Raw genomic sequence first — 25,082 nt, 5'->3', positions numbered from 1 at the left:
AACTTCGATAAACTTAACAACTCAACGCTTCGCGTTTCGTTCGTTTCCGTCTATCTCGTCGGTATGGGTGCATTCTAGAGGATTTCAGAATCATTGCAACCCCCAATTCACTATATTTTTCACGTATGTATCTTTTTTCTACGAATTTCGTTAAAAAATCGCTTTTTTATCTAAATTTTGAGCATTTTTCTTCAATAAAAGCCGTATTTATTGCAATTCAATTTAAAACAGTAAAATTTATTAAGACCTGATAACTATCAAAAAACTGTGATTTTTAAATAAGACCGTACAATTTAAGGGCTGTATCCAGAATTTTCCGAAACTTTCTTATATCAGGTTACACATTTTGCTGTTTTCTATCCGACTTATATATATGGAGCTTTTTTTAAATACGCAGATTCAAATCCTTGCTGAATACAGATTTTTTCTTAACACCCGCTTTTAAGAAGCAAAAATAAGGATATGATCTTTCTAGATTTCAGATCATCCAGAAAGCTTACTTAAGCGCAGAAGAATAAGCAGAAGATTAAAATCGGTTAAGCCACATTTGAGTATCTATCTTTTACCCAATGTTGCATCACTTCCTCAATCACTTCTTTCTTGCCACTATAGTCTTCAGCAGCAAACAGTAATTTGGCCCGACGTGACAAACGTTCTTTGACTAATGAAAAGAGTAAATAGTGGGAGGCAAGATCTAATTGCTGAAATAAGGCCTGTACCTGATCAAAAGATTTTTGTTTTTGCTCAGCAGACTCATATTCGAAGAGAAAACGCAAAATGAAATCGATGTCTTCATCAAACATCTGTTCAGTCTGGTATTGATACACCTTATTTACCTTTCTTTTTATAAATAGATTGAGATTCAAAAATGATTCATGCATCTCACCATGGATTTAACCTGAATTCCAGCTGATTCATCCATCTTTGTTTTGAATTTATTGAAGATTGAACATATAGCCAGACAACACCAATAAAAAAGGAAGAGATCTCTCCCAAAATCTCTTCCTTAGAATTGAATCTTTACCCGATCCATTATGTCATTATTATAGTTATTCACATTATATTACTTGTCTCTTTACTTAGAGACCTGATCAATTATGGAGTTGTCTGTTATTGATCATTACCCTCTAGATATGCTTTTCACGGAATCTCTAGACGAATAAATCTTATACACAAAAAATCAGAAATGCAAGCCAAATGGCAAAATTTAAATGTTGTTTTTATAAGGTTTTTTTTAATTTCTATATTTATATAATTCATATACAACTTAAAAAATAAAAGCAGGCCGAAGCCTGCTTTTATTTCAATAACTTAGAACCAGCCTTAGTCAACGAAGGTCACTTTTGCAATTGCTTTTTTGCTGGCCTGAATAATTAAAGTTACGTTCTCTTTCACAGAAAAAGAAGCATCAACCGGTTTCCAGTCCACTTTTACAGTGCCGCGGCCTAAGGCATCTTTAGCTTGAGCAGCATTTTTGGTTAAGCCAGCTTCACGTAAAATTGAAGTAATGAAGATCTCACCACCAAATTCACCACGTGAAATGGTCACTTCTGGCGTACCTTCAGGCAGTTCACCTTCAGTAATGATATTACCTGCACCTTTATGGGCGTGAGCAGCAGCTTCAGCACCATGGAAACGTTCCACCAGTTCCAGCGCAAGAATGCGTTTCACTTCCTGCGGGTTACGGCCTTCTTCGATTTCTTTCAGCAAGCCTTGGATTTCTTCTATAGACTTGAAGCTGAGTAGATCGAAATAACGCTCAATCAGTGAATCCGGCATAGATAATACTTTCTGATACATCGCGCCCGGTGCATCAAATACACCAATATAGTTGCCTAAAGATTTAGACATCTTGTTCACGCCATCCAGACCTTCAAGAATTGGCACAGTGATACATACCTGCGCTTCCTGGTTATAACGGCCTTGTAGAGTACGACCCATCAACAGGTTAAAGGTCTGGTCTGTACCACCTAACTCCACGTCAGCTTCTAAAGCAATTGAGTCATAACCTTGAACCAATGGATATAAGAATTCGTGAATCGCAATCGGTTGCTGATTGTTATAACGCTTGGTGAAGTCATCACGCTCTAACATACGTGCAACTGTTTGTTGTGATGCCAATTGAATCAGGTCAGCTGCAGTTTTTTGTGCAAACCATTCCGAGTTAAACACGACTTTGGTTTTGTTTGGATCAAGAATTTTAAATACTTGTTCCTGATAGGTTTTTGCATTTTCTAACACCTGCTCACGTGACAATGGCGGGCGGGTTGCACTTTTACCAGTCGGGTCACCGATCATCGCAGTGTAGTCACCAATCAGGAAGTACACTTCATGACCCAAGTCCTGGAATACTTTTAATTTATTGATTAAAACTGTATGACCTAGGTGCAGATCCGGTGCAGTTGGGTCAAAACCCGCTTTAATTTTTAAAGGACGATTCTGCTTTAATTTCTTCAGAAGGTCTTCTTCAGAAATAATTTCGTGGGTGCCTCGTTGGATGAGGGCAAGTTGTTCTTCAGCCGGCAGGAAATTTGACATCACAAAATCCAAATAGATCAGTTATACAATTTGTGCGATATACTAACACTTTTTCAGCACATTGCAGGCTTAAGAATAATCATGACAGCGATCTATATTGGGGTAATGACCGGCACAAGCATGGATGGTGTCGATATTGTTGCTGCTTCTTTTGATCCACTTCAGCTTCATGCTACCCTCACCTTGCCTTTTGATCCCGATCTTCGTGATGAACTGATGGCGTTAACTTTGCCAGATGACAATGAAATCGATCGCATGGGCAAAGCTGATGTCGCACTGGCACAGATGATTGGTCATGGTATCAATACGCTGATTAAAGAAAATAATTTAGATCGATCTCAAATTAAGGCGATTGGATCGCATGGTCAGACCATCCGCCATCGCCCCGAACATGGCTTTACCCTGCAAATCGGTGATCCAAATATTATTACCGAAATCACCCAAATTCCGGTCATTTCCGATTTCCGTCGTCGGGATCTGGCTGCTGGTGGCCAAGGCGCGCCTTTAGTTCCGGCTTTTCACCAAGATATTTTCCAGCATGACAGTATTCACCGTGTGATTCTGAATCTGGGCGGCATTGCCAATGTGAGTATTCTGCCGGCAGGTCAATCGGATCAGGTCTATGGCTTTGATACAGGCCCTGCCAATATCCTGATGGATGCCTGGTGTGAACGCTATACCGGCCAACCTTATGATGAAAATGGCAACTGGGCGGCTTATGGCACCCCGATCCGCAGCCTGCTGGATCGCCTACAGGAACACGAATATTTTTCCAAAGAGCCGCCCAAAAGTACCGGCCGTGAAGACTTCAACCTGGAATGGCTGGATGAACAAATTGCCGACTGGCGCAATGATCTTCAATACGATGAACTTGAAGATACCCCAGAAAATGTTCAGGCAACCTTAATGAAGCTCACGACCCGTGCAATTAAAAAAGCCATTTACCGTTCTGGTCTGGATACCGGTGAAGTCTATGTCTGTGGCGGTGGTGCTTATAATTCGCATTTACTGGAACAGTTGCGCTGGCGTTTGCGTAAACATCACTGGAGCGTACAAACCACAGCCGATCTTGGCTTAAATCCGACTTGGGTAGAAGGCACAGCTTTTGCCTGGCTGGCGATGCGTTTTATGAATCAACTCAGCGGCAATCTGCCGGCTGTGACAGGTGCATCAGGTTATCGTGTTCTGGGTACAATTACCTCTATATAAGAGCAGCTTTAAGCTCACTATATATAGTCATAAAAAAAGGTCTGCATATTTGCAGACCTTTTTTTTATAATGAAGAACTATATTTAGATCATGTCTAAATTCTTCCTAACGCATCATTAGTTTGGCATTTTCATTTCTAAATGCACGCAGGATTTGCTGTCCTGCACGACCGGTCGGGCTTAAACCCAGACGGTTCTGTTCCTGACGAATCGCCTGACGGGTTTTATCTCCAATCAAACCATCCACCGCACCAATATCATAGCCACGGTTTAACAGGAATTGCTGGATCTCGCGACGTTCCGCACGTGACGTACCCGGATCATCGGTTGGCCAAGCTGCCTGGATGCTTCCTTTACCTTGTAAGCGGTCAGATAAATGTGCAATCGCTAAAGCATAACTTTCTGCTGCGTTATAGCTATAAATGGCATCAAAATTCTTAAAGACTAAAAATACCGGGCCATTTTCACCTGCAGGTGCCAACAAACCAGCCTGAGAAGATTCTGATAAATTGCCCTGCAATAGCGGAGTACCGTCAGCACGCACCACACCACGGTTCATCCAGCTATTCAGTGATTTTTTATTGCGTCGGCTTTCGCCTGCAACAGACATGCCTTGTGGAATTTTTACTTCAAAGCCCCAAGGTTGGCCAGTCTGCCAGCCACGTTTTTTCAGGAAATTGGCTGTAGAAGCCAGTGCATCAGGAATACTCCCGACTAAATCACGACGACCATCCCCATCAAAATCTACCGCTAGTTCATCATAGGTTGATGGCATAAACTGGGTGTGACCAAATGCGCCTGCCCATGAACCTTTGAGCTGGCTTTCATAGACATCACCACGCTGTAACAGTTTCATAGTGGTGAAGAACTCACCACGGAAATAACTTTGACGACGACCTTCACAACTCAAAGTACCCAAAGACTGTAATAAAGGATATTTCCCGGAAATGTCTCCAAAATTACTTTCTACGCCCCATACGGCTACGATGGTTTCTGCCGGCACTCCATAGGCTGCGCTAATCCGGTTTAATACCTCACGATGTTGCTGTAGTTTTTGTCGACCCAGCTGTACACGTTCTTCATCCACTAGTCCGGACAGATAATCCCAGATTGGGGTCGAAAACTCAGGCTGATAATTCAACTTTTCAATCACAGAATAATCGGGTGTTAAATTTTGCGTATAACGATCGTAGGTTGAACCACTTACGCCTTGTGCAATCGCCTGACTGCGCAAATTGGCAAGACAATTCTGAAAATTATTTTGGGACGCATAATTGACGGGGCTGCTCGGAACAGAGGATATATCCGTTGATGTCACACGCTGACCATTAATAATCAGTTCTGCCTGTGCCTGTGTAGCAGCTAAAACCAAAGAACCAACAAAAAGTGCAAGCCGTTGCATAAGACCCTTAAATATTTAGATTTTGAATTATGTTTCTACCTTAGCAGTTCAGGATGAAAATTAAAGCGCCAATACGTAAATTTAAATTCATAATTCCTACACTTTTGAATTCATTTTGTAGCTTTTAAATTTAAAAACTTATCCACAAGTCCATTTTAAATTCAAATCAGGCTCATTTTTAAATTTAAATTCAAAACCCAGGAAATTACTTTTGAATTTAAAAATTTATTGTGGATAACTTGTCTTTAGATCAGGACTGCTCAATCAGCCAAAGGCTTCTGGTATATAGCATTTCTATTTTAAATTCATTTTTATTAGGAGTACCTATTTTTAAATTCAAAACTTTGAATTCATTGATCAGCTTTTAAATTTGAATTCATATTTAAGCAGCGAAGTTTAAATTCAAAGTTCATTTTTAAATTTGAATTTATTTTTATGAATTTAAATTCAAAATCTATTTCCAGTTTTAAATTCAAACTCAATGTTAAGTTTATCCACAAGTGAATAACCCAGAATTCAGACCAAAATAGCAGCGAATTAAATTATTATATTTATACTCAATTGATTAATTTATAAGCAATTGATTTTAAAAATGATCCGACCAATGGCAGGGGATTTTTAAAGAGGCGCAATCATGCCTGAATCTGCACAAATAAAAAAGCGATCACCGAAGTGATCGCTTTTTTTATCAGCAGCTTAAAGCTTAGATGGTCATATCTTCGCTCAATGCCAATGGATTTGGTAAAATCTTCGCCAGTTGTCGGCATAAATTGGTCAGCTGAGCACTATCAGTTGGCATCAAAGTGATGTGGCCAATCTTGCGACTTTCGCGTTCTGTTTTGTTGTACAGATGCAGGTGGGCACCTTCTAAAGCCAAGACTTCTTCAGATTTGGGATGCTGACCTATAATATTCACCATCACGGTTGGACGCACCACTTCAGTTGAACCCAGCGGCAGACCGGCTACGGCGCGAACATGGTTTTCAAACTGCGAGCAGACAGCACCTTCAATTGACCAGTGACCAGAGTTATGCACACGTGGTGCCATTTCATTGGCATACAGGCCTTTATCTGTCACAAACAGCTCAAGGGTCAATACCCCCACATAATTTAAGTGATTCAGCAAGCGAGTGATGTAGTCTTGCGCGACTGGCTGCAGATCCGCACTATTGGGTGCCGGAACAATCGAGTGCGACAGGATGCCGTTGTGGTGATGATTTTCCGCCAATGGCCAAGTTTTGACATCACCATTTTGACCACGTACCGCAATGATGGATACTTCACGTGAGAAAGTCACAAAACTTTCGGCAATCAGTTCACCCGCAGGGCCGAGTTCCGCCCAAGCCTGATCAATTTGATCGGCTGAACGTAAAACAAACTGACCTTTACCATCGTAACCACCACGAGAGGTTTTCAGCACAATCGGCAAGCCAAGCTCAGCAACGGCCGCCTGCAAGCTTTCCAGTGAAGTCACCGCTTTATACGGTGCAACCGGAATTTCCAGTTCATCAAATAGGGCTTTTTCAGACAGACGATGCTGTGCAATGGCTAATGCCTGACGTGGCGGATGTAGATCTTTGTTTTGCGTTAAAACATCGACATCAGCCAATGGTGTATTTTCAAACTCCAGGCTGAAGACATCTGCGCTATTGATGAAATCCTGCAAGCCATTTACAGCTTTGGTTGAGAAAACCGGACCCAAAGCCGCAGAAGGGCAGTCCGTATTGGCTTCAAAGAACGTACATTGAATATTTAGAGGTAGTGCGGCTTGTGCCATCATCCGGCCTAGCTGGCCGCCACCAAAAATACCGATGGTTTTATCCATTGTGTTTGATCCCGTATTAAGCTTGGACTTACATTTGACCTGGAATATTGTTACTTGCGACTTTCTCGGTTTGTGCCGCGCGGAAATCTGCGACATTTTTTGCGATCTCTGGGCGGGTTAAACCTAAAATCTGTGCTGCCATAATGGCTGCATTGGTTGCACCGGCAGGACCAATGGCCAATGTTCCTACGGCGATACCCGCTGGCATTTGCACGATAGAAAGCAATGAATCGACACCATTTAAGATCGAAGATTTGACAGGTACACCCAGTACTGGCAAATCAGTTTTGGCTGCACACATACCTGGTAAATGCGCTGCCCCACCTGCACCGGCAATAATCACCTGAATACCACGATCACGCGCTTGTTCAGCATATTCAAACAGACGGTCCGGGGTACGGTGTGCAGAAACGACTTCGGCTTCAAATGGGACACCAAGCTGCTTGAGCATTTTGGCAGTGTGTTCGAGAGTTGCCCAATCTGATTGAGAACCCATGATAATACCTACGAGAGGAGTATCTTGTGCAGCAGCCGCATTCATTGCAAATTTTCCAGAGATTAAAGTAAGAAAGATAAATCTCGACGAGAGAGCCAAGCTTGAATAGGAATGCATATTATAGACTGATTTTTCAGCTTCATAAAATTTAACGGTCAAAGCAAGGCTCGATTTTTCTTATTTTTTTAGCGGATTCTTAAAAACTGGAATAAAAATAGGGAAGTAGTGGCTAGTAGATGATTTCAGGAACTGCGGAATACAAAATAGACACAGCCACACAAACATAGGGATGCCCATAAATAATCCAGTTTAAACGGCTGTTTGAACAGGAAAATCATAAAGGGAACAAAGACCAGTAGAGTGACGACTTCCTGGGTAATTTTCATTTGACCCACCGCCAGTCCCTGTTGGGCTAATAATTTAGTCGCTGGAATCATCAGGCTATATTCAAACAGGGCAATGGCCCAGCTAAATAAAATCGCCTGCCACAGCGGTGCATCATGCGGCAGGAATTTGAGATGTCCATACCAGGCCAGGGTCATAAAACAGTTAGCAATCACCAGAAGAAAGAGAGCCGGTAGCATCTGCATGCACTCTGCAAAAAGTTCGGGCTTATTTTACGATTTATTTTGCCAAAAGATATTCCGGAAGCTTGAAAATTTCCCTGAATTTGTCTGTGAAACAGGATTTAAAAAATCCCGCAGGAATGCTTGAACTTTGACTATCTTTTCGGTCAAAGCCTTGCTATCGTTGCTTGCAAATCGAATAAATCATGGCAACAGCACCAGTACAAAGTGATGTGTCAGGCAAAATGGAGTGAAGTAGATGCATCTGCATATTTTGGGTATTTGTGGCACCTTTATGGGTTCACTGGCATTACTGGCACGTGATCTAGGCCATAAGGTGACAGGATCGGATCAAAACGTTTATCCACCGATGTCGACCCAGTTGGAAAATGCAGGCATAACTTTAATGCAGGGCTATGACCATAGCCATTTACAGCCGCATCCGGATCTGGTGATTGTCGGCAATGCCATGAAACGTGGTATTGATGCCGTGGAATATATGCTGAATGAAGGTCTGCCTTATATTTCAGGTCCGCAGTTCCTGGCAGATCATGTGCTACAAGGTAAACACGTTTTAGGTGTGGCCGGTACCCATGGTAAAACCACAACCACCACCATGCTGGCATGGGTACTGGATCAGGCCGGTTTAGAACCTGGCTTCCTGATTGGCGGTGTCCCGCTTGGCTTTTCTGAAAGTGCGCGCTTAGGTGGCGGTAAATACTTCTGTGTTGAAGCCGATGAATACGATTCTGCTTTCTTCGACAAGCGTTCCAAGTTCGTGCATTACCATCCTAAAACTGCGATTCTGAACAATCTGGAATTTGACCATGCCGATATCTTTGATGATCTGGCAGCAATCCAGAAACAGTTCCACCATTTAGTGCGTACCATTCCAAGTGAAGGCCGCATTATTGCGCCAATTACTGAAACAAATATTGATGAAGTGTTAGAGCAAGGCTGCTGGACACCTGTTATTCGCACTTCATTAGACACCAATGAGAAATCTGAGCTTTATGCTGAACAGCTTTCAGAAGATGGTTCTCACTTCAAGGTATTGCAACATGGTATCGTGAAAGGCGAAGTGAAATGGAATATGACGGGTCAGCATAGTGTAGCCAATGCACTAGCCACGATTGCTGCTGCTGAACATGTCGGTGTCTCTATTGAAACGGCTTGTGAAGCACTCTCAAACTTTGGCGGTGTTAAGCGCCGTATGGAACTGCTGGACACTGTACGCGGCATTGAAGTCTATGATGACTTTGCCCATCACCCAACCGCGATTGATACCACCCTTGATGGCGCACGCAAGCGTCTCGGTGAACGTAAGCTGTGGGCGATTATTGAACCACGTTCCAATACCATGCGTATGGGCAGCCATAAAGATGGTTTGGCACATTCCGCGCGTCTGGCCGATGAGGTGATCTGGTATCAACCGGAAGGTCTGGATTGGGATCTGCAACCGGTAATTAATGCTGCGCCAAATAAAGCTGTAGTCGCACGTACTCTGGATGAGATTATCCAGACCGTAGTGGCTGAAGCAGGTGAGGGCGATGCGGTGGTAATCATGTCCAATGGTGGTTTTGGCGGTCTGCATCAAAAACTGATTAGTGCTTTAAAAGCTTAAAAATTTATATAAAAAAGCCCGTAATAGCGGGCTTTTTTACTTTAAAAATTAAATTCGCTTTCTATCTTTTTTAAGAAAATAGACCCTCATCCAAGTTCAAATCAACTTTCTTATTTCAATGTTAAAACAGCTAAAATTTATCTTTTTTCTTTTCATTATCTTTTGTTGCAATCTGGACATAAGACTCATTGCAGTCTTTGAGTGCCCTAGGCACAATCAATAAGAACAACAGCATTTCGATCCTCTTTTATCTTTAACCCTCCTGATGATTTTCCAGGCTGTAAAGGCAGCAAAAAATAGCTTTATCCCTCTTGTTCAGACCCTCATTCCCCTAGGAGATCTGTCATGACAACAATGAAAGCCATGGTTTATTACGGCGCCAATGATATCCACTTTGAAGAACGTCGCATTCCCCACATTCTGCAACCTACTGATGCCATTATCAAACTTAGCAAAGTCACCATTTGTGGTACTGACCTCAGGATATAGAAAGGTAAAAACCCCGAAATTGAGGAGGTTGCAAAAGAAAAAACCGGCAGCTTTAATGGCCGGATTCTCGGTCATGAAGGTGTTGGTATTGTGGAAGAAGTCGCTTCCGCAGTTCAAAACTTTAAAAAGGGCGATCAGGTGATTATTTCCTGTGTCAGCCGCTGCGGCACCTGTGAAAACTGCCAGAAACAGCTGTATGCCCATTGTAGAAACGAGGGTGGCTGGATTATGGGTTATATGATTGACGGCACTCATGCCGAATATGTCCGAACTCCATTTGCCGATACTTCTCTCTATCATTTACCAGAAGGTTTGAATGAAGATGTTGCGGTCTTTCTTTCCGATATTTTGCCGACCTCCCATGAAATTGGTGTGCAATATGGTCAGGTCAAACCGGGGGACAATGTGGCGATTGTCGGTGCCGGCCCGATTGGCATGAGTGCCTTGCTCACTGCCCAGTTTTATTCTCCAGCCAATATCATCATGGTCGATGTAGATGACAACCAGCTAGAATTTGCCAAAAAGGTCATGATTGAAATGACTTAAATCATTATCGACAACAAAAAAAAGTCCGCATAGCGGACTTTTTTATTTTTTAGCATCAATTAAAAATAGGGAATATAACCACGCTGTTTATAACCTTGAGGAGAAGCAAGATTGGCCTGATTTTCATCCAGACGATAGAGCAGTTCCAGGAATCCACCCAGCTGTTCCTGTTGCAGTGCATGAGGTTCAAATTGGCCTAAACCTAAACGTGAAAATAAAGAAGAAATTTCACTATGTTTATGTACATATTTCATCGACCATTCCGAGAAATGTGGACGTTCTACCGTTGCATCCTGAAAGCGAAGCACCTGATGATGGCGTGGATCACGGCAAATACTCTGAAACAGATTTTCTACCACGTCCGCTTCACCTTCCAGACATTGAAAAAACTTGCCGTGGGAATAATATAAAACCCCGTTAATCTGATGAGCTTTATTGAATTTTCTCGCTACAGATAATATATCGCTAAGATCCTGTAATAACTCTTGTTCAGATTCTATCCGCTCACTGGCGTAGCAAAGCTGTAGCATAAGGTCATCTCACTGAAGAAAGAATTAAAAGCATAATTTAATCAATTATTTCAATTTAAGTCGATCATTTTTTAAGCAAATATCCGTTTTTGCTTACATTGTTTTAGGTTTGCTTTTCCAAAGAAAAATTCTAACAATTACCTCCTGAGAGGAAATCAATGATTTCAGATATATAGCAATAATAATGAAGGAGTGAAACCTGATGTTAAAAGATCTGATTTTCACTGTAGCGTTGTTGTGTATATGTTTTATGCTTTTGATTATGCTGAATGAACTGGCCTTGACGACCGAAACCAACATTCTGCTCAGTTCAGTTTTTATAGGCTGGACGCTTTTACAGTTTGTTCGCCGTCGTATGTTTTTTTATATCAGCGTAAGCCTGATGATGGGAATACTTACGCTGTTAGGCAAATATGAAGAAGTGTTATGGAACAGCATAGGCCTGATGGCAGGTTATGGCGTATATAACCTGCTGCAGCATATTTCTGTACCTGCACTTAAGGGCAAATTACAACATATCTCTATCTTGGATAAGTTTAATTCAATTGCTAAATAGCAGCTGCAACATCCTGTAGGCTGCGATCACGTTTAAACATGACATCTGCATAGGAACACTGGGGAATAATTTTTAAGCTATTCTTGCGGGCAAAGTCGACCAGCACATCCAGCATTTTGCGTGCTACGCCTTGACCACGTAAGGAATTATCTACCCAGGTATGATCAGCCACGATGGTCGATGCTTCTTGCCACTGATATGTAATTTCAGCAAGACGTCGACCATCTTCCTCCATAAAAAATACACCGCCGCGTTTTGAATCTTGATGTTGAATGTCCATACTGAAGGCTGATCCCTTGATAAAATTATTGGTTTATTTAATTTAAAACATCTTCCTCAAGAAATAATATGAATTATTGTTAAGTTTTTAATATTAGATTAAATTTTTTATTTTCTTTCATCATTTCCTGTGAATTTTTTCAAATATTGATAACTTTTTATTTCTCTATTTTGCCTGATTGAGGGTGATGCAGTTTGAGTCATCGCATGTCACCCCAAAAATTTAATTTTAACTACTCCCTAATTCAGAAAGACAGGATTAGAATGCAGCATCTTTTTGCATGCAACTTCGTATGTCTGACTCATCTTCCGCTTCTTCCGTCACCAAGCAATGGATTGGTGTCATCGCTTTAGCCTGCGCGGCTTTTATTTTTAACACTACTGAATTTATTCCTGTGGCATTACTGAGTGGAATCGGGCAAAGCTTTGCCATGTCCGCCACTCAGGCCGGCATCATGCTGACCATTTATGCTTGGATCGTGGCCCTACTATCTCTTCCGATCATGCTGCTCACTAAAGCCATAGAACGGCGTTTTCTACTGATGCTGGTCTTTGCGGTCTTTATTTTAAGTCATGTGCTGTCCTATTTTGCCTGGAGTTTTAGCACGCTGGTGATCAGTCGGATAGGGATTGCCATCGCACATGCCTTGTTCTGGTCGATTACCGCTTCACTCGCGGTTCGGGTTGCACCGAAAGGTAAAGAGTTTCAGGCACTTGGTTTATTGGCCACAGGAACAGCGATGGCGATGGTGCTCGGTATTCCATTTGGCCGGATGATTGGTGAGGCGTATGGCTGGCGTAATAGTTTTGCCCTGATTGCGTGTCTCGCATTGATCATTTGCCTGATTCTGGCCAAAACCTTGCCATTGCTTCCAAGTGTCAATTCAGGCTCCCTCAGCAGCTTAAAAAGCCTGATCAAACGTCCCAGCCTGATGCTAGTTTTTGCCCTCACTATTCTGGTGATTACGGCGCAATTTACTGCTTATAGTTATATTGAACCGTTTTCCCTGAATATCGCCCACTTTGATTCAGCCCAGACCACAACTTTACTTCTGGTTTATGGCGGGGCAGGATTCCTAGGCTCCTATCTGTTTGGCCGTTTTGCTGCGCAGTTCCCAAAAATGACTATTCCTGCTTTTACTTTTGGATTGGTTATTTCCATGCTGCTGTTATTACCACTGTCGAACACAGTCACAGGCCTCTCTGGCTTATCTCTGCTGTGGGGTTTGAGCATCATTGGTTTCAGCCTGGCCCTACAATCTAAAACCCTGAATCTGGCTGCAGATGCTACAGATGTTGCCATGGCCATTTATTCAGGCCTGTATAATGTCGGTATTGGCGGAGGAGCTTTGCTTGGCAGTATAGTCACGCTTCAGATTGGACTATCGAGCATTGGCTGGGCCGGAGCCGGGCTGGCGATCCTTGGATTTCTGCTTAGTCTTTATTTGGTTCAGCGCCTAGACTTTTTGCCCAAAGCCGCTGATTAAACGCTGCTTTTTGTAAAATAATTTGTGATTATGCATAAAATCTGTCATGCTCATCTGATATTGAGCAATTGCTCAAACAGAATTGAGTTTGAACAAGGGGAGTAGCCTCCTCCAAACGTTTAAAAATGAAATTTCAGTTTTTAAACGTGTCAGAATATCGTCATTACACTTTGCAAAAAGTCGGTATCTGAGCATCTTGAAATGCCACTGGATCTCCTCCAGTAGAGCACAAAGATGTAGGCAAGACCTTGATCATGTTGTTATAGATGTTTTTCATCTGGCAGCTGGTCAAGGTTTTTTTATGGCCAGTCGTCCGATGTGGAGAATTCACATGGAAACAATTGGTACGCTCTGGCTGTATCTTGTCTTTTTCGCAATTGTCGCCGTCATGCTGGTGATCGATTTTGTCGGCTTTAAACATCAGCATGGTCAGGAAGTAAAAGTCCGTACCGCTGCCTACTGGAGTATCGCCTGGGTCAGTGTCGCGACTTTATTTGGTGGTGGATTATGGCTGTATCTGGAGCAGACTGTAGGTGCGGCAATTGCCAATACCAAGGTCATGGAATACTTTGCCGGTTATCTGCTGGAAAAATCCTTGGCAATTGATAATGTCTTTGTCTGGCTGATGATCTTTGCCGCCTTTGCCATTCCACCAGCGCTACAACGTAAATTGCTGTTATATGGTGTACTGGGTGCAATTGTGCTCAGAACAATCTTTATTTTTATTGGTGCCTGGTTTGTACAGGAATTCTCCTGGATTCTGTATATCTTCGGTGCTTTTCTGGTTTATACCGGTTTTAAATTCCTGCGCGGCCAAGGAGAAGAGCATACCGATATTGAAGATATGGCAGTTCTGAAATGGCTACGCAAACATATCCGGATTACGCCGCAAATGCGTGGCAATAAATTTTTTGTGCATCAGAACGGTGTCCTGTGGGCAACGCCATTATTTCTGGTGCTGATTCTGGTGGAAGCTTCTGATGTGATCTTTGCGGTAGACTCGATCCCAGCCATTTTCGCTGTCACCACCGATCCCTTTATTGTTTTAACAGCGAACCTGATGGCGATTCTGGGTCTGCGTGCCATGTTCTTCCTGCTCGCTGGTGCTGCATCAAAAATGTACTATCTGCCTTATGGCCTCGGGATCATTCTGGTCTTTATCGGCTTCAAGATGCTGATGCTGGAAGTATTCCATATGCCGATCTGGATTTCCCTGAGCTTTATTGTCATTGTGCTGACGATTACCGCATGGTTATCAATCCGTCATAGCAAAAAATACAATGAAACAGCGCTATAAATAATTGCTTCGTCATTCCTGATAAGTCCGCAAAATGCGGGCTTTTTTTATTTCAGGCCAGTGATCGTTTTGGCTACTTTAATGAACATCATTTTATTTATTTAAGTCTTATTTAAATATCTCGTGATAATTACTCTGATCTTGGCTGCTATTTTGCATTGTTAAAATTTGGAGATTTTTAGTTGCGTATTTCCCCTACAAGGTAGAACTTTTCAGCTACAATCAATCGAAAAAATTACAAAGTGCAGGTTTTCAATGTCTTCTCACATTGCAACGACAGCCATCCGCGGTCGTTTCCTCGATATCCAGAATACAGTTGCCCAAGCACGTGAAATTCACGACCAAGTGCGTTATATAGAAGATGGTTTACTCATCATAAAAAATGGAATAATCCAGTGGTTTGGTTCCTGGCAGGAAGGTCAGCAGCAGCTTCCTGAAGGTCTGCATGTTACTCATTATCCTGAACAGCTCATCATTCCGGGCATGATCGATACCCATATCCATTTCCCGCAAACCGAAATGGTCGGTGCTTATGGGGAACAGCTACTGGAATGGTTAAATACCTATACTTTTCCGACTGAGATCCAGTTTCAGGATCCGGCGTATAGCCAGAAAATTGCACAGTTCTTTATTCAGGAATTGCTGAAAAATGGTACAACCACAGCTTTGGTGTTCTGTACCGTTCATCCAGCCTCGGTAGAAGCACTGTTCGAAGCGGCTACAGCACAGAATATGCGTCTGATTGCCGGTAAAGTGCTAATGGACCGCCATGCACCTGAAGCCCTGACGGATACTGCAGAATCTGCCTATAGCGACTCTAAAGCCCTGATTGAGAAATGGCATGGTAAAGGACGTAATCTTTATGCGATTACGCCACGTTTTGCTCCGACCTCAACGCCTGAACAGCTGGAAAAAGCAGGGCAGTTAAAAGTCGAATATCCAGATGTTTATATCCATACTCATCTCAGTGAAAACAAAAATGAGATTGCCTGGGTAAAAGAACTCTTTCCGGAACGTGAAGGCTATCTGGATGTCTATCATCATTATGGGCTGACCGGCGCTAAATCCGTATTTGCACATTGTGTGCATCTGGAAGAAGGGGAGTGGGATTGTATGCATCAAACCGACTCTGCGATTGCCTTCTGTCCAACCTCAAACCTGTTCCTGGGTAGCGGTTTATTTCCGCTGAAGAAAGCCTGGGATAAAGGCGTGAAAGTCGGCTTAGGTACCGATATCGGGGCAGGAACCTCCTTTAACCAGCTACAAACCCTGAATGAGGCTTATAAAGTACAACAGCTGCAAGGAGAAAAACTTTCGGCTTTTGAGTCGCTATATCATGCGACCCTAGGTGGTGCGAAAGCCTTAAGTCTGGATGACCGCTTGGGGAATTTCAATGTGGGCAAAGAAGCAGACTTTGTGGTGCTGGATCTTAATGCCACCGCTTTACAACAACTACGCCAGAGCAGGGCCAAAAATATTGAAGATACCTTTTTTGCACTGACCATGCTGGGGGATGACCGTAATATTGCAGCAACCTATGTCTATGGACAGGCTGTCTATGTCAAAGCCCAATAAATCGCGTCAGCGCAGGATCATTTTGGCTGCAATCGTCGCTGTCTGTGCCTTTGCGCTGAAGAGAGATTCACAGCAGCCCAAAAATTGATTACATTTACAGCAAGTAAAACAGGTGCATCTCAAGCAAGGATGTATTAAAATTGCTGCAATTCAGGTGTTGCAGGTCAACACCTTTTTTATTTTGCTATTTTTATTTTTTAGGTATCTACCCATGACCGTTCAAATGAGCGTAATGATTTCCGCTGAAGAAATTCAAGCTAAAGTCAAAGAGCTTGGTGCTAAAATCGATGCACACTATGCCAATAGTGACAAAGAGCTTGTACTTATCGGTTTGTTACGCGGTTCAGTGATTTTCATGGCAGACTTGTGTCGTGCCATTACCAAGCCACATGAACTCGACTTCATGACTGTATCCAGCTACGGCGGCGGTACGATTTCGAGCCGTGATGTCAAAATCCTGAAAGATCTGGACGGTGAAATCCGTGGTAAAGATGTGCTAGTGGTTGAAGATATTATTGACTCAGGTAATACCTTAAGCAAAGTCCTGGAAATCCTGCAAACCCGTCAGCCAAACTCAATTGAACTATGCACTTTGGTGAGCAAACCTTCACGTCGTGAAATCGAGCTGGAAGTAAAATTCTTGGGCTTTGAAGTCGAAGACAAGTTCATTGTTGGTTACGGTCTGGACTATGATCAAAAATACCGTCATATTCCATTTATTGGTGAAATCGGCCTTTAAGAACCGGTTTAAAAGAAGTGGCTTCGTGCCACTTTTTTTATTTCTTGAATCATTTCAGTAACACAGCAAACAAAAACGCAACAGCCCGTTGCAGGACATGACTTTTTTCAGTGCTTTTCTTGCCGCAAGATAAACATGACGTAAAAACAAAGACATGATAACAAGGAGTATGCTGATGTGGTCAATTATCGTTGCGATTGTGGTGGGTTTTATTGCGGGTCTGGTTGCACGCGCGATTCATCCTGGTGATGACAAGGCTGGATTCATTGTTACGACCCTGCTGGGGATTGCCGGTTCACTGGTTGCGACCTTTGCTGGACGTATGCTGGGCTTGTATTCCCAAGATTCTGCCGCAGGCTTTATTGCCTCAGTGATTGGTGCCGTAGTCATCCTGTTTATCTATAATATGGTGACCAAACGTAAACGAATCTAAGCCCTGCTTGGAATAAGTTTCTTTCATAAAAAGAGCACCTAGATAGGTGCTCTTTTTTTATTGAGCATAGTCAGAATTTTACAGGCCGAATTCTTTGAAACCTTGTTCAATCTGTTCTGCTGGCTGAGCGCCCATGACTTTAAAACCATTCGAGAAAATAATCGCTGGTGTGCCATTTACACCGAGTGATTGTGCCAGCTGTTTATTACGTTCAATCGGGTTGGCACAGCTCTTTTTCGATTTAGGCTGTATACCTTGACCAATCAGGTCTTCCCAAGCCTGGGCAGGATTTTTTTCACAATAAACCTGTTTAGATGGCGCAATTGACTGCTGTTTTAAAGGCAGGATGAAGGTATAAATCGTGACATCTTTGAGTTTTTTCAGCTCTACTTCAAGTTGTTTACAATACGGGCAATTTGGGTCAGAAAAGATGGCAAGCTGACGTTTTCCTGTCCCTCTGACTGATTTAATCGCATCCTGAAGCGGTAACTTTTTCCAGTCGACACTGTTTTGTTTGAGTAATAAATCCTGAGTCAGATTATGCTGGTCCTGAATACGGAACATTGAACCAGCTAGGAGATGCTGGGCATCTTCATTCAGATAGACAATCTGCCCCTGCATGGAACCGCTATAGATTCCTTTCATTTCGGTGGGCTGAATATTTTCAATTTTCAGGTTGGGACTGTTTTTTGCCAGATTGGCTTTAACTGTATCCACATTGGCAAAGCTAAGGCCAGGGAAGAGGGTCAAAGCCAGCAGCATATTTCTTATTTGCATGAATGTCCTGCTCAGGTCCAAGTTAAATGTGTTTCGATTTTAGTCTTTTTAAAAAGAAAATTCTGACTATTTTATGTAGCCTGATGTTCAAATCGAACTGATCAATCAGTTATGTTTCACGTGGAACATTGACCCTTTAATGCTGATTGACTTCTACCGAGATATGCACGATTTCTTCATGAATAGAGATCGCCTCACGGATTTGATCAGCACTAATAGGGATTCCTGTTTGAACGGCAACAAAACAGGAAAATTTACCTTTACCGACTCTCGATACATGCAGGTCAGTTAAGTGTAGGTCGTTCCCATATTCAGCAATGACTTCACGTATTTCTTCGACCACTGGGGCATCCATATCGGCATCCAGTAAAGTCTTGGCACTTTGCTTTAGCAGGCCAACCGCCCAGCGTGCAATCAGGACTGAGCCGACCAGTCCCAGTACTGCATCGAGAAAATCCCAGCCCATATATTTTCCAGCAAACAAGGCAATAATGGCCAGAACAGAAGTCACGGCATCAGCAACCACATGCAGAAAGGCCGCTTTATGGTTCAAGTCATGATGACCATGATTATTATCATGCTCGTGATGGGAATGTCCGTGATGATGATCATGGTGATGGTGCCCATCATCATGCAGCAACCAGGCACAGGCCAGATTAATGAATAGTCCTAAAATCGCGATTGGAATGGCTTCGCTATAATGAATCTGAACTGGCGAAAATAGACGTTCTACTGAATGAATCGCCATAAAACCGGCTACTACAAGCAATAAAATTGCACTGCTATAACTGGCCAGAATTTCAATCCGCCAAGTACCCATATTAAAGCGGGGATCATTCGCATAATGGCGGGCCGCTTTATAGGCAAAGTAAGCTAGTCCCAAGGCCAATACATGCGAGCCCATATGCCAGCCATCGGCAAGCAAAGCCATTGACTGGAAGATCCATCCCCCTAATACTTCCAGCACCATCATGACGGCGGTCAGAATCGTGGCAAACAGAATCTTTTTCTGTGCGAGTGGATTACCTTCATCAAATTGATGGCTGTGCGAATCGGCGGTATGTTTTTGCATAAAAGGGAACTGTTATTAATACTCCCCCCTAGTATATTTATTTTTGGAGATTTGTGGTGAGTCATGTACATGATGATAAAAAAATATTAAACCGGGTACGGCGCTTGCAAGGTCAGATGAACGCTGTAGAGCAGTCTCTCCTGAATCCTGAAGCAGGTTGTATTCAGGTCCTGCAACAGGTTGCAGCCGTTAAAGGTGCCATAAACGGTTTGATGAATGAATTGATCGAAACCCATTTAAGAGAGCATGTCATTGGAGAAGCTGCAGTCAATGAAGAAGAACTGGCTGAGTTTTTAAAATTATTAAAGCGTTATGGCTAATTGTTTAGTTCAACATTTTTGTTTTCTTTACAGCAAGATAATTGACCGCTTTTTCATCTAACCGATACACTGCCACCCATTCTCTTCTTTCTTCCACATCATTCTTTTTAAAGTGTGGTGAAACTTTTACGGCAGCTACATGACAGAAAATATCTCATGGCGACCTTTCGCCATGGTCAGTCTTGCATTGATTATGGGTACCATCGGTACAGCACTGGCAAGTCCGCTTTATCCCATTTATCAACAGATCTGGCATTTATCCCCAAGCCAGATTACCTATATTTTTGTCGCCTATATGTTTGGCTGTCTGGGTACCTTGTTATTCCTGGGACGTACCAGCAACACGATTGGTTTCTTAAGAACCCTGCAAATTGGTCTGGTATTTATTAGCATTGGCTTGGTCATTTCAGTCTTTGCCGAGAATGCGCTGATTTTGTCGGTGGGTCGTTTTATCATTGGTATTGCTTCAGGTCTGATGACCACTTCAGCAATGCTAGGCATGATGCAAACCATTCCAGAAACTCATAAGCAGCTTGCACCACAACTGGTATCGATTCTGACGGCTATAGGTTTTGGTTTGGGGCCGTTTGTGGGTGGGGTAATTGCGCAGTTTTCTCAAGCTCCATTAATTACTCCATACCTCCCAATTATTCTTGGGGCAGTGCTGTGTTTTGTCGGATTATTCTGGCTAAAAACCCCTGCTTTTGAACGTCAGCCTTTTAGTATTGCACCGAAATTACTGTGTCCTGAACCTCAGTATCATGCTGTGTTCATGATTGTGGGATTAACTGCATTTAATGCCTTTGCTGCTTTCAGTTTATTTGCTTCACTGTCACCGTCTTTTGTGCAGGATATCTTGCCCTGGCATGGTCCTTTGGTCAGCGGTACCGCCATTACCTGTATTCTGCTGATTTCTGCTGTGGTGCAGTTCTTTGCTAAAGCTGTTCCTGCAAAGAAATGTCTGAATATTGGCCTGATGATTATGCTGGTGAGCTTGGTTAGTCTTGCGCTCTGTATGATCCTTAAAGCAAGTATCTTGTTCTTTGCCAGTGATATCTTATTCGGGATTGGACATGGTTTTGCCTTAATGGGCGCATTCGGTGTGATTCATGCGATCACAACCTTGCAAAATCGGGCAGCCGTGATGTCGACTTACCTGTTTATTGGCTATTTGGGCACGATTGTGCCGATTATCGCGGTGGGGTATCTGGCTGATCACTTCGGCTTAGGATTTGCCGTGATCAGTTTCTGTGTGGCGATCAGTGCACTCTGTCTAATCCTTTGGTTATGGCATCAAAAATTGCAGCTAAAAGCCTAATAAAAAAGCCCACATTTGAGGGCTTTTTTATATAACTTAAGGATTATTTTCCAATACAGAACGATCCAAAGATCTTGCCCAGCAGGTCATCCGCACTAAAGTCACCCGTAATTTCGCCCAGCGCATTCTGTGCCAGACGTAAAGACTCTGCGACCAGTTCACCTGCGTTATACACTACAAGTTGCTCACGGGCTTCAGCTAGGTACATCTGAGTGCGCTTCATTGCGTCTAAATGGCGGGTACGGGCAATAAAGGTATCTTCTTCAGGCTGGAAGCCTGCATGCGCCGTAATCGCATCTATGAGCGATTGAACGCCAGTTTCTTGCTTGGCTGAAACGGTAATGTGACGGAAGCCCTTAAAATCCCCCATGACAGCATCGGCACCGGTCAAATCGGCTTTATTCCCAATCAGGATCAGACGTTTTGGCTCGAGATGCTCGGCAAAATATTCTTGAGCGAGTTGTAATGGGTCATCACCTTGGCTCAGGTCATAAACCAGCAACAGCAGATCGGCCTGTTCAATTTCTTTAATCGCGCGGCGAATACCTTCTTTTTCCACGATATCGCCGGTTTCCCGCAGACCAGCAGTATCGGTCAGGGTAATCGGCAAGCCATTCAATGTGATCTTTTCATGCAATACATCACGGGTTGTCCCGGCAATATCGGTCACAATCGCACGTTCATTACCTGCTAGGGCATTGAGCAAGGAAGATTTACCTGCATTCGGTTTACCGGCAATCACCACTTGTAGACCTTCGCGCAGTAACTGACCCTGACGTGCAGATTGCTGAACCTGAGTGACGGCATTCGCCACGCCATCCAGCAGATTTAAAATCTTGCCATCCGCCAGGAAGTCGATTTCTTCTTCAGGAAAATCAATCGCCGCTTCGACATGCAAACGCAAATGAATCAGCTGTTCTAATACCGTATTGACCTTAGTCGAGAATGCCCCTTGTAGAGAACGGACTGCAGACCGGGCAGCCGCTTGGGAGGTCGCATCAATCAGATCGGCAATGGCTTCAGCCTGTACCAGATCCAGCTTGCCATTCTCAAAGGCACGCATCGAGAATTCACCGGCTTTGGCTGCAGTGGCACCCAGTTCCAGCAAACGGCCCAACAGGGCATTCTGAATCACCGGGCCACCATGACCTTGCAGTTCTACTACATCTTCACCAGTAAAGGAATTCGGATTCGGGAAGCAGATCACCAGACCTTCGTCCATTACTTCACCGGCTGCATCATAGAACTGACGGAACCCGGCAAAACGGGCTTTGGGCAAATCTTTTTGGCTCAAGGCCTGGGCAATTTCATAAGACTTGGGACCTGACAGGCGAATGACACCTACACCGCCACGTCCTGGGGGAGTTGCAATCGCAGCAATCGTAGTTCGGTCGAGCATAACATTCACCTAGAAAAACTTAAAAGTACAGCAAAAAAAATCCGCTCAAGATTACCATCTTAAGCGGATTTATTCAGCCCATCAGTACAACTTAGTTGACTGGTGTTGCCTCATCGCGTTTAGCACGGTCTTTGGCAACAGACTTGTTGATCAGTGTTTGCTGCAAGATCGTGATCAAGTTGTTCACAATCCAGTACAACACCAGACCTGCCGGGAAGAACAGCAAGAATACTGTAAAGATCACTGGCATAATCTTGAACACTTTCGCCTGCATTGGATCAGTTGGCTGCGGATTCAGCATCTGCTGAATATACATGGTCGCACCCATGATCAATGGCAGGATGAACCAAGGATCCATTGAAGATAAATCCTGAATCCAGAACATCCATGGTGCATGACGCAGTTCTACAGATTCCATCAATACCCAGTACAGTGCCAGGAAAATTGGCATTTGCAGTAACAATGGTAAACAGCCAGCAAGTGGATTCACCTGCTCACGTTTGTACAGTGCCATCATTTCCTGAGAGAAGCGCATACGGTCTTCACCAAACTCTTCTTTCATGCGTTGCATTTCAGGTGCAATCACACGCATTTTCGCCATAGAGCGGTAGCTCTTCGACGACAATGGCCACAGGATCAGTTTCACCAGTACGGTTAACAGGATGATTGCCCAACCCCAGTTACCCACTAGACCATGGAAGAACTCAAGACCAACAAACAGCAGTTTGGCAATTGGCCATAACCAGCCATAATCTACAGTCTGGTTCAGACCAGTCGCTAGGTCTTTCAGCTCCGATTGAACTTTTGGACCAGAGTAGAAGGTCGCATCGATTTCAGCTACGGTGCCTGCAGGCACATTGAAAGTTGGAGAAGTAAAACCAATGATATTCATGTTATCAGTTGATTTACGTGATTCCAGCTTCGCACTGTAGGCTTCACCATTGGCTTGAGTCAATTTCAGGTTACCTGGCACCCAGGCACTCACGAAGTAGTGCTGAACCATTGCAACCCAGCCACCTTTGGCTTCGGTATTCAGTTTTTCTTCAACAAAGTTGTCAAATTTTAACTTGTTGTAGTTTTCATCCGGTGTACCCCAAGCGCCGCCCAGGAACGTTCCCAGTGTGAAGATACCCTGATCAGATTTACCTGGATCTTCGGAATTGTCACGTTTGATCTGACCGAACATCTGACCTTGCCAGGTCTGGCCGCTGCGGTTGACCACTTTGTGATTCACAACTACCGGATATTCACCTTCAGTAAAGTTGAAGGTTTTAATGACTTCTACACCATCAGCCGTTTTAAAGACCATAGGTACAGAAAGTACTTTGACAGTTTCGCCATCTTTATTTTTAGCGGCTTTGGCATCTGCCAGTGTATAAGCCGTTTTTTCCAACTCATAGGTTGGACGGCCATTACGGCTGCTGTCCGGTCCATTCAGACCGATCAGACCCGACTGAGCGACATAAGTCCGTTTCGCATCGCTTTCCAGCATAACGAACGGTTCATCGCTGTCTTTATTCTTGTCATGATTGAGTAATTCAACACGAACAATATCACCACCTTTAGGATTGATCCAAAGATGATAAAGGTCAGTTTGTACTGAAATAAGCTGCTGACTTACAGGTGCGGTGGCATCCGTTGCTTGCTGCGCTGGCATATTTGCTTGTGGCAGATCAGAGGCGGTCGTCGCCGTCTGAGCATTTGGCAAATCTGCAGATACTTCATGTGAAACAACCGCAGCTTCTTGCTGTGGTTTGGTTTCAGCATTGCCATAATCTTTTTGCCACGCCAAAATGAGCAAATATGCGACAACAAACATGGCTCCGAGAATTGCAATCCTGGCCCATTGTTGCATATGTATTACCCCAAGTGGTTAGAGTGATTTTGGTTCAATAAACGATCACGAAAGGGTACAGCAACGTGAAGCGTTTGAGAATCTATTTGCTGAAATGAAATAAAACGAATCGCTTTCGGGGGAACCGGATCATATCCAGAGCCACCCCACGGATGACAACGGCAAATACGCTTAGTAGCCAGCCACACACCACGTACAGCTCCATGTGTATGGACTGCTTCCAAGGAATATTGAGAACATGTTGGAATATAACGACAGCGTGGTCCCAATAAAGGACTAATCGCAATCTGATAGAAACGTATTAACCAATGCAGTAAACGTACCATTGGCCATCTCTACTTTTGTGGGGAGGATGATGCTATTTTGGAATGCTTTTTGGCAAGACGGTTGAGTTTCTGCCAGGCAAATTGTAATTGCTGATGCAACTCTGCGTTCGGCACTGCTTCTATACCTACTTTAGGCATAACCACAATATCCAAATCATCTAGTTGCTGTTGATGCAGGCGAAAACTTTCGCGAGCAAGTCGTTTTACTCGATTTCGTTCGTGCGCACGGCGCACTTTTTTCTTGGCAACAACTAAACCCAAACGGCTGTTTGGCAGTTCGGAATGTTTTGCAAGAAAAAGGAAATGGGGTTGATGCACTTTAAAAAGCGCACCATCAAAGACTCCTTTATAATCTGCAGCACAGCGTAAACGAAGCTCTGTACCAAAACTATAAAGTGTAGTCATAACACCCAAAATCGGCAAAG

General features: G+C 43.4%; 26 protein-coding genes. 12 read left to right on the top strand and 14 right to left on the bottom strand.

The window, feature by feature from the left end:
• Window positions 1–536: 536 nt before the first annotated feature.
• Window positions 537–827 (bottom strand): hypothetical protein, encoded by a 291-nt coding sequence (locus FTU72_RS10790; RefSeq protein ID WP_180052802.1) that lies wholly within the window; start codon window positions 825–827, stop codon window positions 537–539.
• Window positions 828–1,323: 496 nt separating this feature from the next.
• Entirely contained in the window at window positions 1,324–2,556 is a 1,233-nt protein-coding gene (tyrS, locus tag FTU72_RS10785) for a tyrosine--tRNA ligase (RefSeq protein WP_161792066.1), read from the bottom strand.
• 63 nt (window positions 2,557–2,619) lie between these two features.
• Between tyrS and FTU72_RS10780 the strand changes: the two genes are divergently transcribed.
• Window positions 2,620–3,747 (top strand): anhydro-N-acetylmuramic acid kinase, encoded by a 1,128-nt coding sequence (locus tag FTU72_RS10780; protein ID WP_180052803.1) that lies wholly within the window; start codon window positions 2,620–2,622, stop codon window positions 3,745–3,747.
• 105 nt (window positions 3,748–3,852) lie between these two features.
• Here the strand turns inward: FTU72_RS10780 and FTU72_RS10775 are convergent, their stop codons facing one another.
• The 4 genes from FTU72_RS10775 to FTU72_RS10760 form a co-directional block, all read right to left on the bottom strand.
• On the bottom strand, window positions 3,853–5,148 hold the full coding sequence (locus FTU72_RS10775) for a lytic murein transglycosylase (protein ID WP_218947521.1): 1,296 nt from the start codon (window positions 5,146–5,148) through the stop codon (window positions 3,853–3,855).
• Window positions 5,149–5,851: 703 nt separating this feature from the next.
• Window positions 5,852–6,973 (bottom strand): 5-(carboxyamino)imidazole ribonucleotide synthase, encoded by a 1,122-nt coding sequence (locus FTU72_RS10770; RefSeq protein ID WP_180052804.1) that lies wholly within the window; start codon window positions 6,971–6,973, stop codon window positions 5,852–5,854.
• Between the two features lie 28 nt (window positions 6,974–7,001).
• Window positions 7,002–7,514: a 5-(carboxyamino)imidazole ribonucleotide mutase gene (purE, locus tag FTU72_RS10765; RefSeq protein WP_004780321.1), complete on the bottom strand. Its 513-nt coding sequence runs from the start codon at window positions 7,512–7,514 to the stop codon at window positions 7,002–7,004.
• Between the two features lie 197 nt (window positions 7,515–7,711).
• The gene (locus FTU72_RS10760) at window positions 7,712–8,053 is read right to left on the bottom strand and encodes a DMT family protein (protein ID WP_180052820.1); all 342 of its coding nucleotides are present in this window, start codon (window positions 8,051–8,053) and stop codon (window positions 7,712–7,714) included.
• A gap of 241 nt (window positions 8,054–8,294) precedes the next feature.
• Here FTU72_RS10760 and mpl point away from each other — a divergent pair, with 241 nt between their 5' ends.
• The 3 genes from mpl to FTU72_RS10745 all read left to right on the top strand — a co-directional run bounded on the left by mpl (window position 8,295) and on the right by FTU72_RS10745 (window position 10,694).
• Window positions 8,295–9,659: a UDP-N-acetylmuramate:L-alanyl-gamma-D-glutamyl-meso-diaminopimelate ligase gene (gene mpl / locus FTU72_RS10755; protein WP_180052805.1), complete on the top strand. Its 1,365-nt coding sequence runs from the start codon at window positions 8,295–8,297 to the stop codon at window positions 9,657–9,659.
• 345 nt (window positions 9,660–10,004) lie between these two features.
• The gene (locus FTU72_RS16525) at window positions 10,005–10,148 is read left to right on the top strand and encodes an alanine acetyltransferase (protein ID WP_180052806.1); all 144 of its coding nucleotides are present in this window, start codon (window positions 10,005–10,007) and stop codon (window positions 10,146–10,148) included.
• 18 nt (window positions 10,149–10,166) lie between these two features.
• Window positions 10,167–10,694 carry an alcohol dehydrogenase catalytic domain-containing protein gene (locus FTU72_RS10745; RefSeq protein ID WP_341121572.1) on the top strand — a complete coding sequence of 176 codons (528 nt, stop codon included), beginning with the start codon at window positions 10,167–10,169 and terminating at the stop codon, window positions 10,692–10,694.
• A 59-nt stretch (window positions 10,695–10,753) separates the two neighbouring features.
• On the opposite strand, the gene FTU72_RS10740 is transcribed toward FTU72_RS10745, so the two are convergent.
• Window positions 10,754–11,224, bottom strand: a complete 471-nt coding sequence (locus tag FTU72_RS10740) for a BLUF domain-containing protein (RefSeq protein ID WP_180052807.1) — start codon at window positions 11,222–11,224, stop codon at window positions 10,754–10,756.
• A gap of 202 nt (window positions 11,225–11,426) precedes the next feature.
• Here FTU72_RS10740 and FTU72_RS10735 point away from each other — a divergent pair, with 202 nt between their 5' ends.
• Window positions 11,427–11,780, top strand: a complete 354-nt coding sequence (locus FTU72_RS10735) for a hypothetical protein (protein ID WP_005233077.1) — start codon at window positions 11,427–11,429, stop codon at window positions 11,778–11,780.
• Here the strand turns inward: FTU72_RS10735 and FTU72_RS10730 are convergent.
• Window positions 11,773–12,060: a GNAT family N-acetyltransferase gene (locus FTU72_RS10730; protein ID WP_180052808.1), complete on the bottom strand. Its 288-nt coding sequence runs from the start codon at window positions 12,058–12,060 to the stop codon at window positions 11,773–11,775. The genes FTU72_RS10735 and FTU72_RS10730 overlap by 8 nt on opposite strands.
• 292 nt (window positions 12,061–12,352) lie before the next feature.
• On the opposite strand from FTU72_RS10730, the gene FTU72_RS10725 reads away from it, so the two are divergent.
• From FTU72_RS10725 to FTU72_RS10705, 5 genes are all read left to right on the top strand, one after another.
• Window positions 12,353–13,546 (top strand): sugar transporter, encoded by a 1,194-nt coding sequence (locus tag FTU72_RS10725; protein WP_180052821.1) that lies wholly within the window; start codon window positions 12,353–12,355, stop codon window positions 13,544–13,546.
• Between the two features lie 331 nt (window positions 13,547–13,877).
• The gene (locus FTU72_RS10720; protein WP_180052809.1) at window positions 13,878–14,843 is read left to right on the top strand and encodes a TerC family protein; all 966 of its coding nucleotides are present in this window, start codon (window positions 13,878–13,880) and stop codon (window positions 14,841–14,843) included.
• Between the two features lie 255 nt (window positions 14,844–15,098).
• The gene (gene guaD, locus FTU72_RS10715) at window positions 15,099–16,418 is read left to right on the top strand and encodes a guanine deaminase (RefSeq protein ID WP_180052810.1); all 1,320 of its coding nucleotides are present in this window, start codon (window positions 15,099–15,101) and stop codon (window positions 16,416–16,418) included.
• Between the two features lie 211 nt (window positions 16,419–16,629).
• Window positions 16,630–17,157, top strand: coding sequence for a hypoxanthine phosphoribosyltransferase (gene hpt, locus FTU72_RS10710; RefSeq protein ID WP_004780337.1), 528 nt, complete (start codon window positions 16,630–16,632; stop codon window positions 17,155–17,157).
• A 175-nt stretch (window positions 17,158–17,332) separates the two neighbouring features.
• A complete protein-coding gene (locus tag FTU72_RS10705; protein WP_034171345.1) occupies window positions 17,333–17,590 on the top strand; it encodes a GlsB/YeaQ/YmgE family stress response membrane protein in 258 nt (85 codons plus the stop codon).
• Window positions 17,591–17,668: 78 nt separating this feature from the next.
• Here the strand turns inward: FTU72_RS10705 and FTU72_RS10700 are convergent, their stop codons facing one another.
• Window positions 17,669–18,367: a DsbC family protein gene (locus tag FTU72_RS10700; protein WP_180025583.1), complete on the bottom strand. Its 699-nt coding sequence runs from the start codon at window positions 18,365–18,367 to the stop codon at window positions 17,669–17,671.
• 136 nt (window positions 18,368–18,503) lie between these two features.
• On the bottom strand, window positions 18,504–19,439 hold the full coding sequence (gene dmeF, locus FTU72_RS10695; protein WP_180052811.1) for a CDF family Co(II)/Ni(II) efflux transporter DmeF: 936 nt from the start codon (window positions 19,437–19,439) through the stop codon (window positions 18,504–18,506).
• 56 nt (window positions 19,440–19,495) lie between these two features.
• Here dmeF and FTU72_RS10690 point away from each other — a divergent pair, with 56 nt between their 5' ends.
• Both FTU72_RS10690 and FTU72_RS10685 read left to right on the top strand, forming a co-directional pair.
• Window positions 19,496–19,759 (top strand): metal/formaldehyde-sensitive transcriptional repressor, encoded by a 264-nt coding sequence (locus tag FTU72_RS10690; protein WP_180052812.1) that lies wholly within the window; start codon window positions 19,496–19,498, stop codon window positions 19,757–19,759.
• Window positions 19,760–19,931: 172 nt separating this feature from the next.
• Window positions 19,932–21,077, top strand: coding sequence for an MFS transporter (locus tag FTU72_RS10685; protein ID WP_180052822.1), 1,146 nt, complete (start codon window positions 19,932–19,934; stop codon window positions 21,075–21,077).
• Between the two features lie 43 nt (window positions 21,078–21,120).
• Here the strand turns inward: FTU72_RS10685 and mnmE are convergent, their stop codons facing one another.
• The 4 genes from mnmE to rnpA all read right to left on the bottom strand — a co-directional run bounded on the left by mnmE (window position 21,121) and on the right by rnpA (window position 25,062).
• Window positions 21,121–22,476: a tRNA uridine-5-carboxymethylaminomethyl(34) synthesis GTPase MnmE gene (gene mnmE, locus FTU72_RS10680; RefSeq protein WP_125279429.1), complete on the bottom strand. Its 1,356-nt coding sequence runs from the start codon at window positions 22,474–22,476 to the stop codon at window positions 21,121–21,123.
• Window positions 22,477–22,567: 91 nt separating this feature from the next.
• On the bottom strand, window positions 22,568–24,331 hold the full coding sequence (gene yidC / locus FTU72_RS10675) for a membrane protein insertase YidC (RefSeq protein WP_005233126.1): 1,764 nt from the start codon (window positions 24,329–24,331) through the stop codon (window positions 22,568–22,570).
• A gap of 5 nt (window positions 24,332–24,336) precedes the next feature.
• Window positions 24,337–24,657: a membrane protein insertion efficiency factor YidD gene (gene yidD, locus FTU72_RS10670; RefSeq protein WP_005233127.1), complete on the bottom strand. Its 321-nt coding sequence runs from the start codon at window positions 24,655–24,657 to the stop codon at window positions 24,337–24,339.
• Window positions 24,658–24,666: 9 nt separating this feature from the next.
• On the bottom strand, window positions 24,667–25,062 hold the full coding sequence (gene rnpA / locus FTU72_RS10665; RefSeq protein WP_034706193.1) for a ribonuclease P protein component: 396 nt from the start codon (window positions 25,060–25,062) through the stop codon (window positions 24,667–24,669).
• Window positions 25,063–25,082 lie beyond the last annotated feature (20 nt).

Origin of the sequence: Acinetobacter sp. YH12137, from assembly GCF_013418535.1 — a bacterium.
Taxonomy (GTDB): domain Bacteria; phylum Pseudomonadota; class Gammaproteobacteria; order Pseudomonadales; family Moraxellaceae; genus Acinetobacter.
This window is presented reverse-complemented; position numbering and strand designations above follow the sequence as displayed.

Excerpts from the sequence above, each read along its gene's own strand:
- FTU72_RS10720 (WP_180052809.1), top strand. The coding sequence starts at position 13,878 with ATGGAAACAATTGGTACGCTCTGGCTGTATCTTGTCTTTTTCGCAATT.
- purE (WP_004780321.1), bottom strand. The coding sequence starts at position 7,514 with ATGAATGCGGCTGCTGCACAAGATACTCCTCTCGTAGGTATTATCATG.
- FTU72_RS10735 (WP_005233077.1), top strand. The coding sequence starts at position 11,427 with ATGTTAAAAGATCTGATTTTCACTGTAGCGTTGTTGTGTATATGTTTT.
- FTU72_RS10730 (WP_180052808.1), bottom strand. The coding sequence starts at position 12,060 with ATGGACATTCAACATCAAGATTCAAAACGCGGCGGTGTATTTTTTATG.
- hpt (WP_004780337.1), top strand. The coding sequence starts at position 16,630 with ATGACCGTTCAAATGAGCGTAATGATTTCCGCTGAAGAAATTCAAGCT.
- FTU72_RS10725 (WP_180052821.1), top strand. The coding sequence starts at position 12,353 with ATGTCTGACTCATCTTCCGCTTCTTCCGTCACCAAGCAATGGATTGGT.
- FTU72_RS10700 (WP_180025583.1), bottom strand. The coding sequence starts at position 18,367 with ATGCAAATAAGAAATATGCTGCTGGCTTTGACCCTCTTCCCTGGCCTT.
- mpl (WP_180052805.1), top strand. The coding sequence starts at position 8,295 with ATGCATCTGCATATTTTGGGTATTTGTGGCACCTTTATGGGTTCACTG.
- rnpA (WP_034706193.1), bottom strand. The coding sequence starts at position 25,062 with ATGACTACACTTTATAGTTTTGGTACAGAGCTTCGTTTACGCTGTGCT.
- dmeF (WP_180052811.1), bottom strand. The coding sequence starts at position 19,439 with ATGCAAAAACATACCGCCGATTCGCACAGCCATCAATTTGATGAAGGT.
- yidC (WP_005233126.1), bottom strand. The coding sequence starts at position 24,331 with ATGCAACAATGGGCCAGGATTGCAATTCTCGGAGCCATGTTTGTTGTC.
- mnmE (WP_125279429.1), bottom strand. The coding sequence starts at position 22,476 with ATGCTCGACCGAACTACGATTGCTGCGATTGCAACTCCCCCAGGACGT.
- FTU72_RS10705 (WP_034171345.1), top strand. The coding sequence starts at position 17,333 with ATGTGGTCAATTATCGTTGCGATTGTGGTGGGTTTTATTGCGGGTCTG.
- FTU72_RS10760 (WP_180052820.1), bottom strand. The coding sequence starts at position 8,053 with ATGCTACCGGCTCTCTTTCTTCTGGTGATTGCTAACTGTTTTATGACC.
- FTU72_RS16525 (WP_180052806.1), top strand. The coding sequence starts at position 10,005 with ATGACAACAATGAAAGCCATGGTTTATTACGGCGCCAATGATATCCAC.
- FTU72_RS10770 (WP_180052804.1), bottom strand. The coding sequence starts at position 6,973 with ATGGATAAAACCATCGGTATTTTTGGTGGCGGCCAGCTAGGCCGGATG.
- FTU72_RS10740 (WP_180052807.1), bottom strand. The coding sequence starts at position 11,224 with ATGCTACAGCTTTGCTACGCCAGTGAGCGGATAGAATCTGAACAAGAG.
- FTU72_RS10685 (WP_180052822.1), top strand. The coding sequence starts at position 19,932 with ATGGTCAGTCTTGCATTGATTATGGGTACCATCGGTACAGCACTGGCA.
- FTU72_RS10775 (WP_218947521.1), bottom strand. The coding sequence starts at position 5,148 with ATGCAACGGCTTGCACTTTTTGTTGGTTCTTTGGTTTTAGCTGCTACA.
- guaD (WP_180052810.1), top strand. The coding sequence starts at position 15,099 with ATGTCTTCTCACATTGCAACGACAGCCATCCGCGGTCGTTTCCTCGAT.
- FTU72_RS10780 (WP_180052803.1), top strand. The coding sequence starts at position 2,620 with ATGACAGCGATCTATATTGGGGTAATGACCGGCACAAGCATGGATGGT.
- yidD (WP_005233127.1), bottom strand. The coding sequence starts at position 24,657 with ATGGTACGTTTACTGCATTGGTTAATACGTTTCTATCAGATTGCGATT.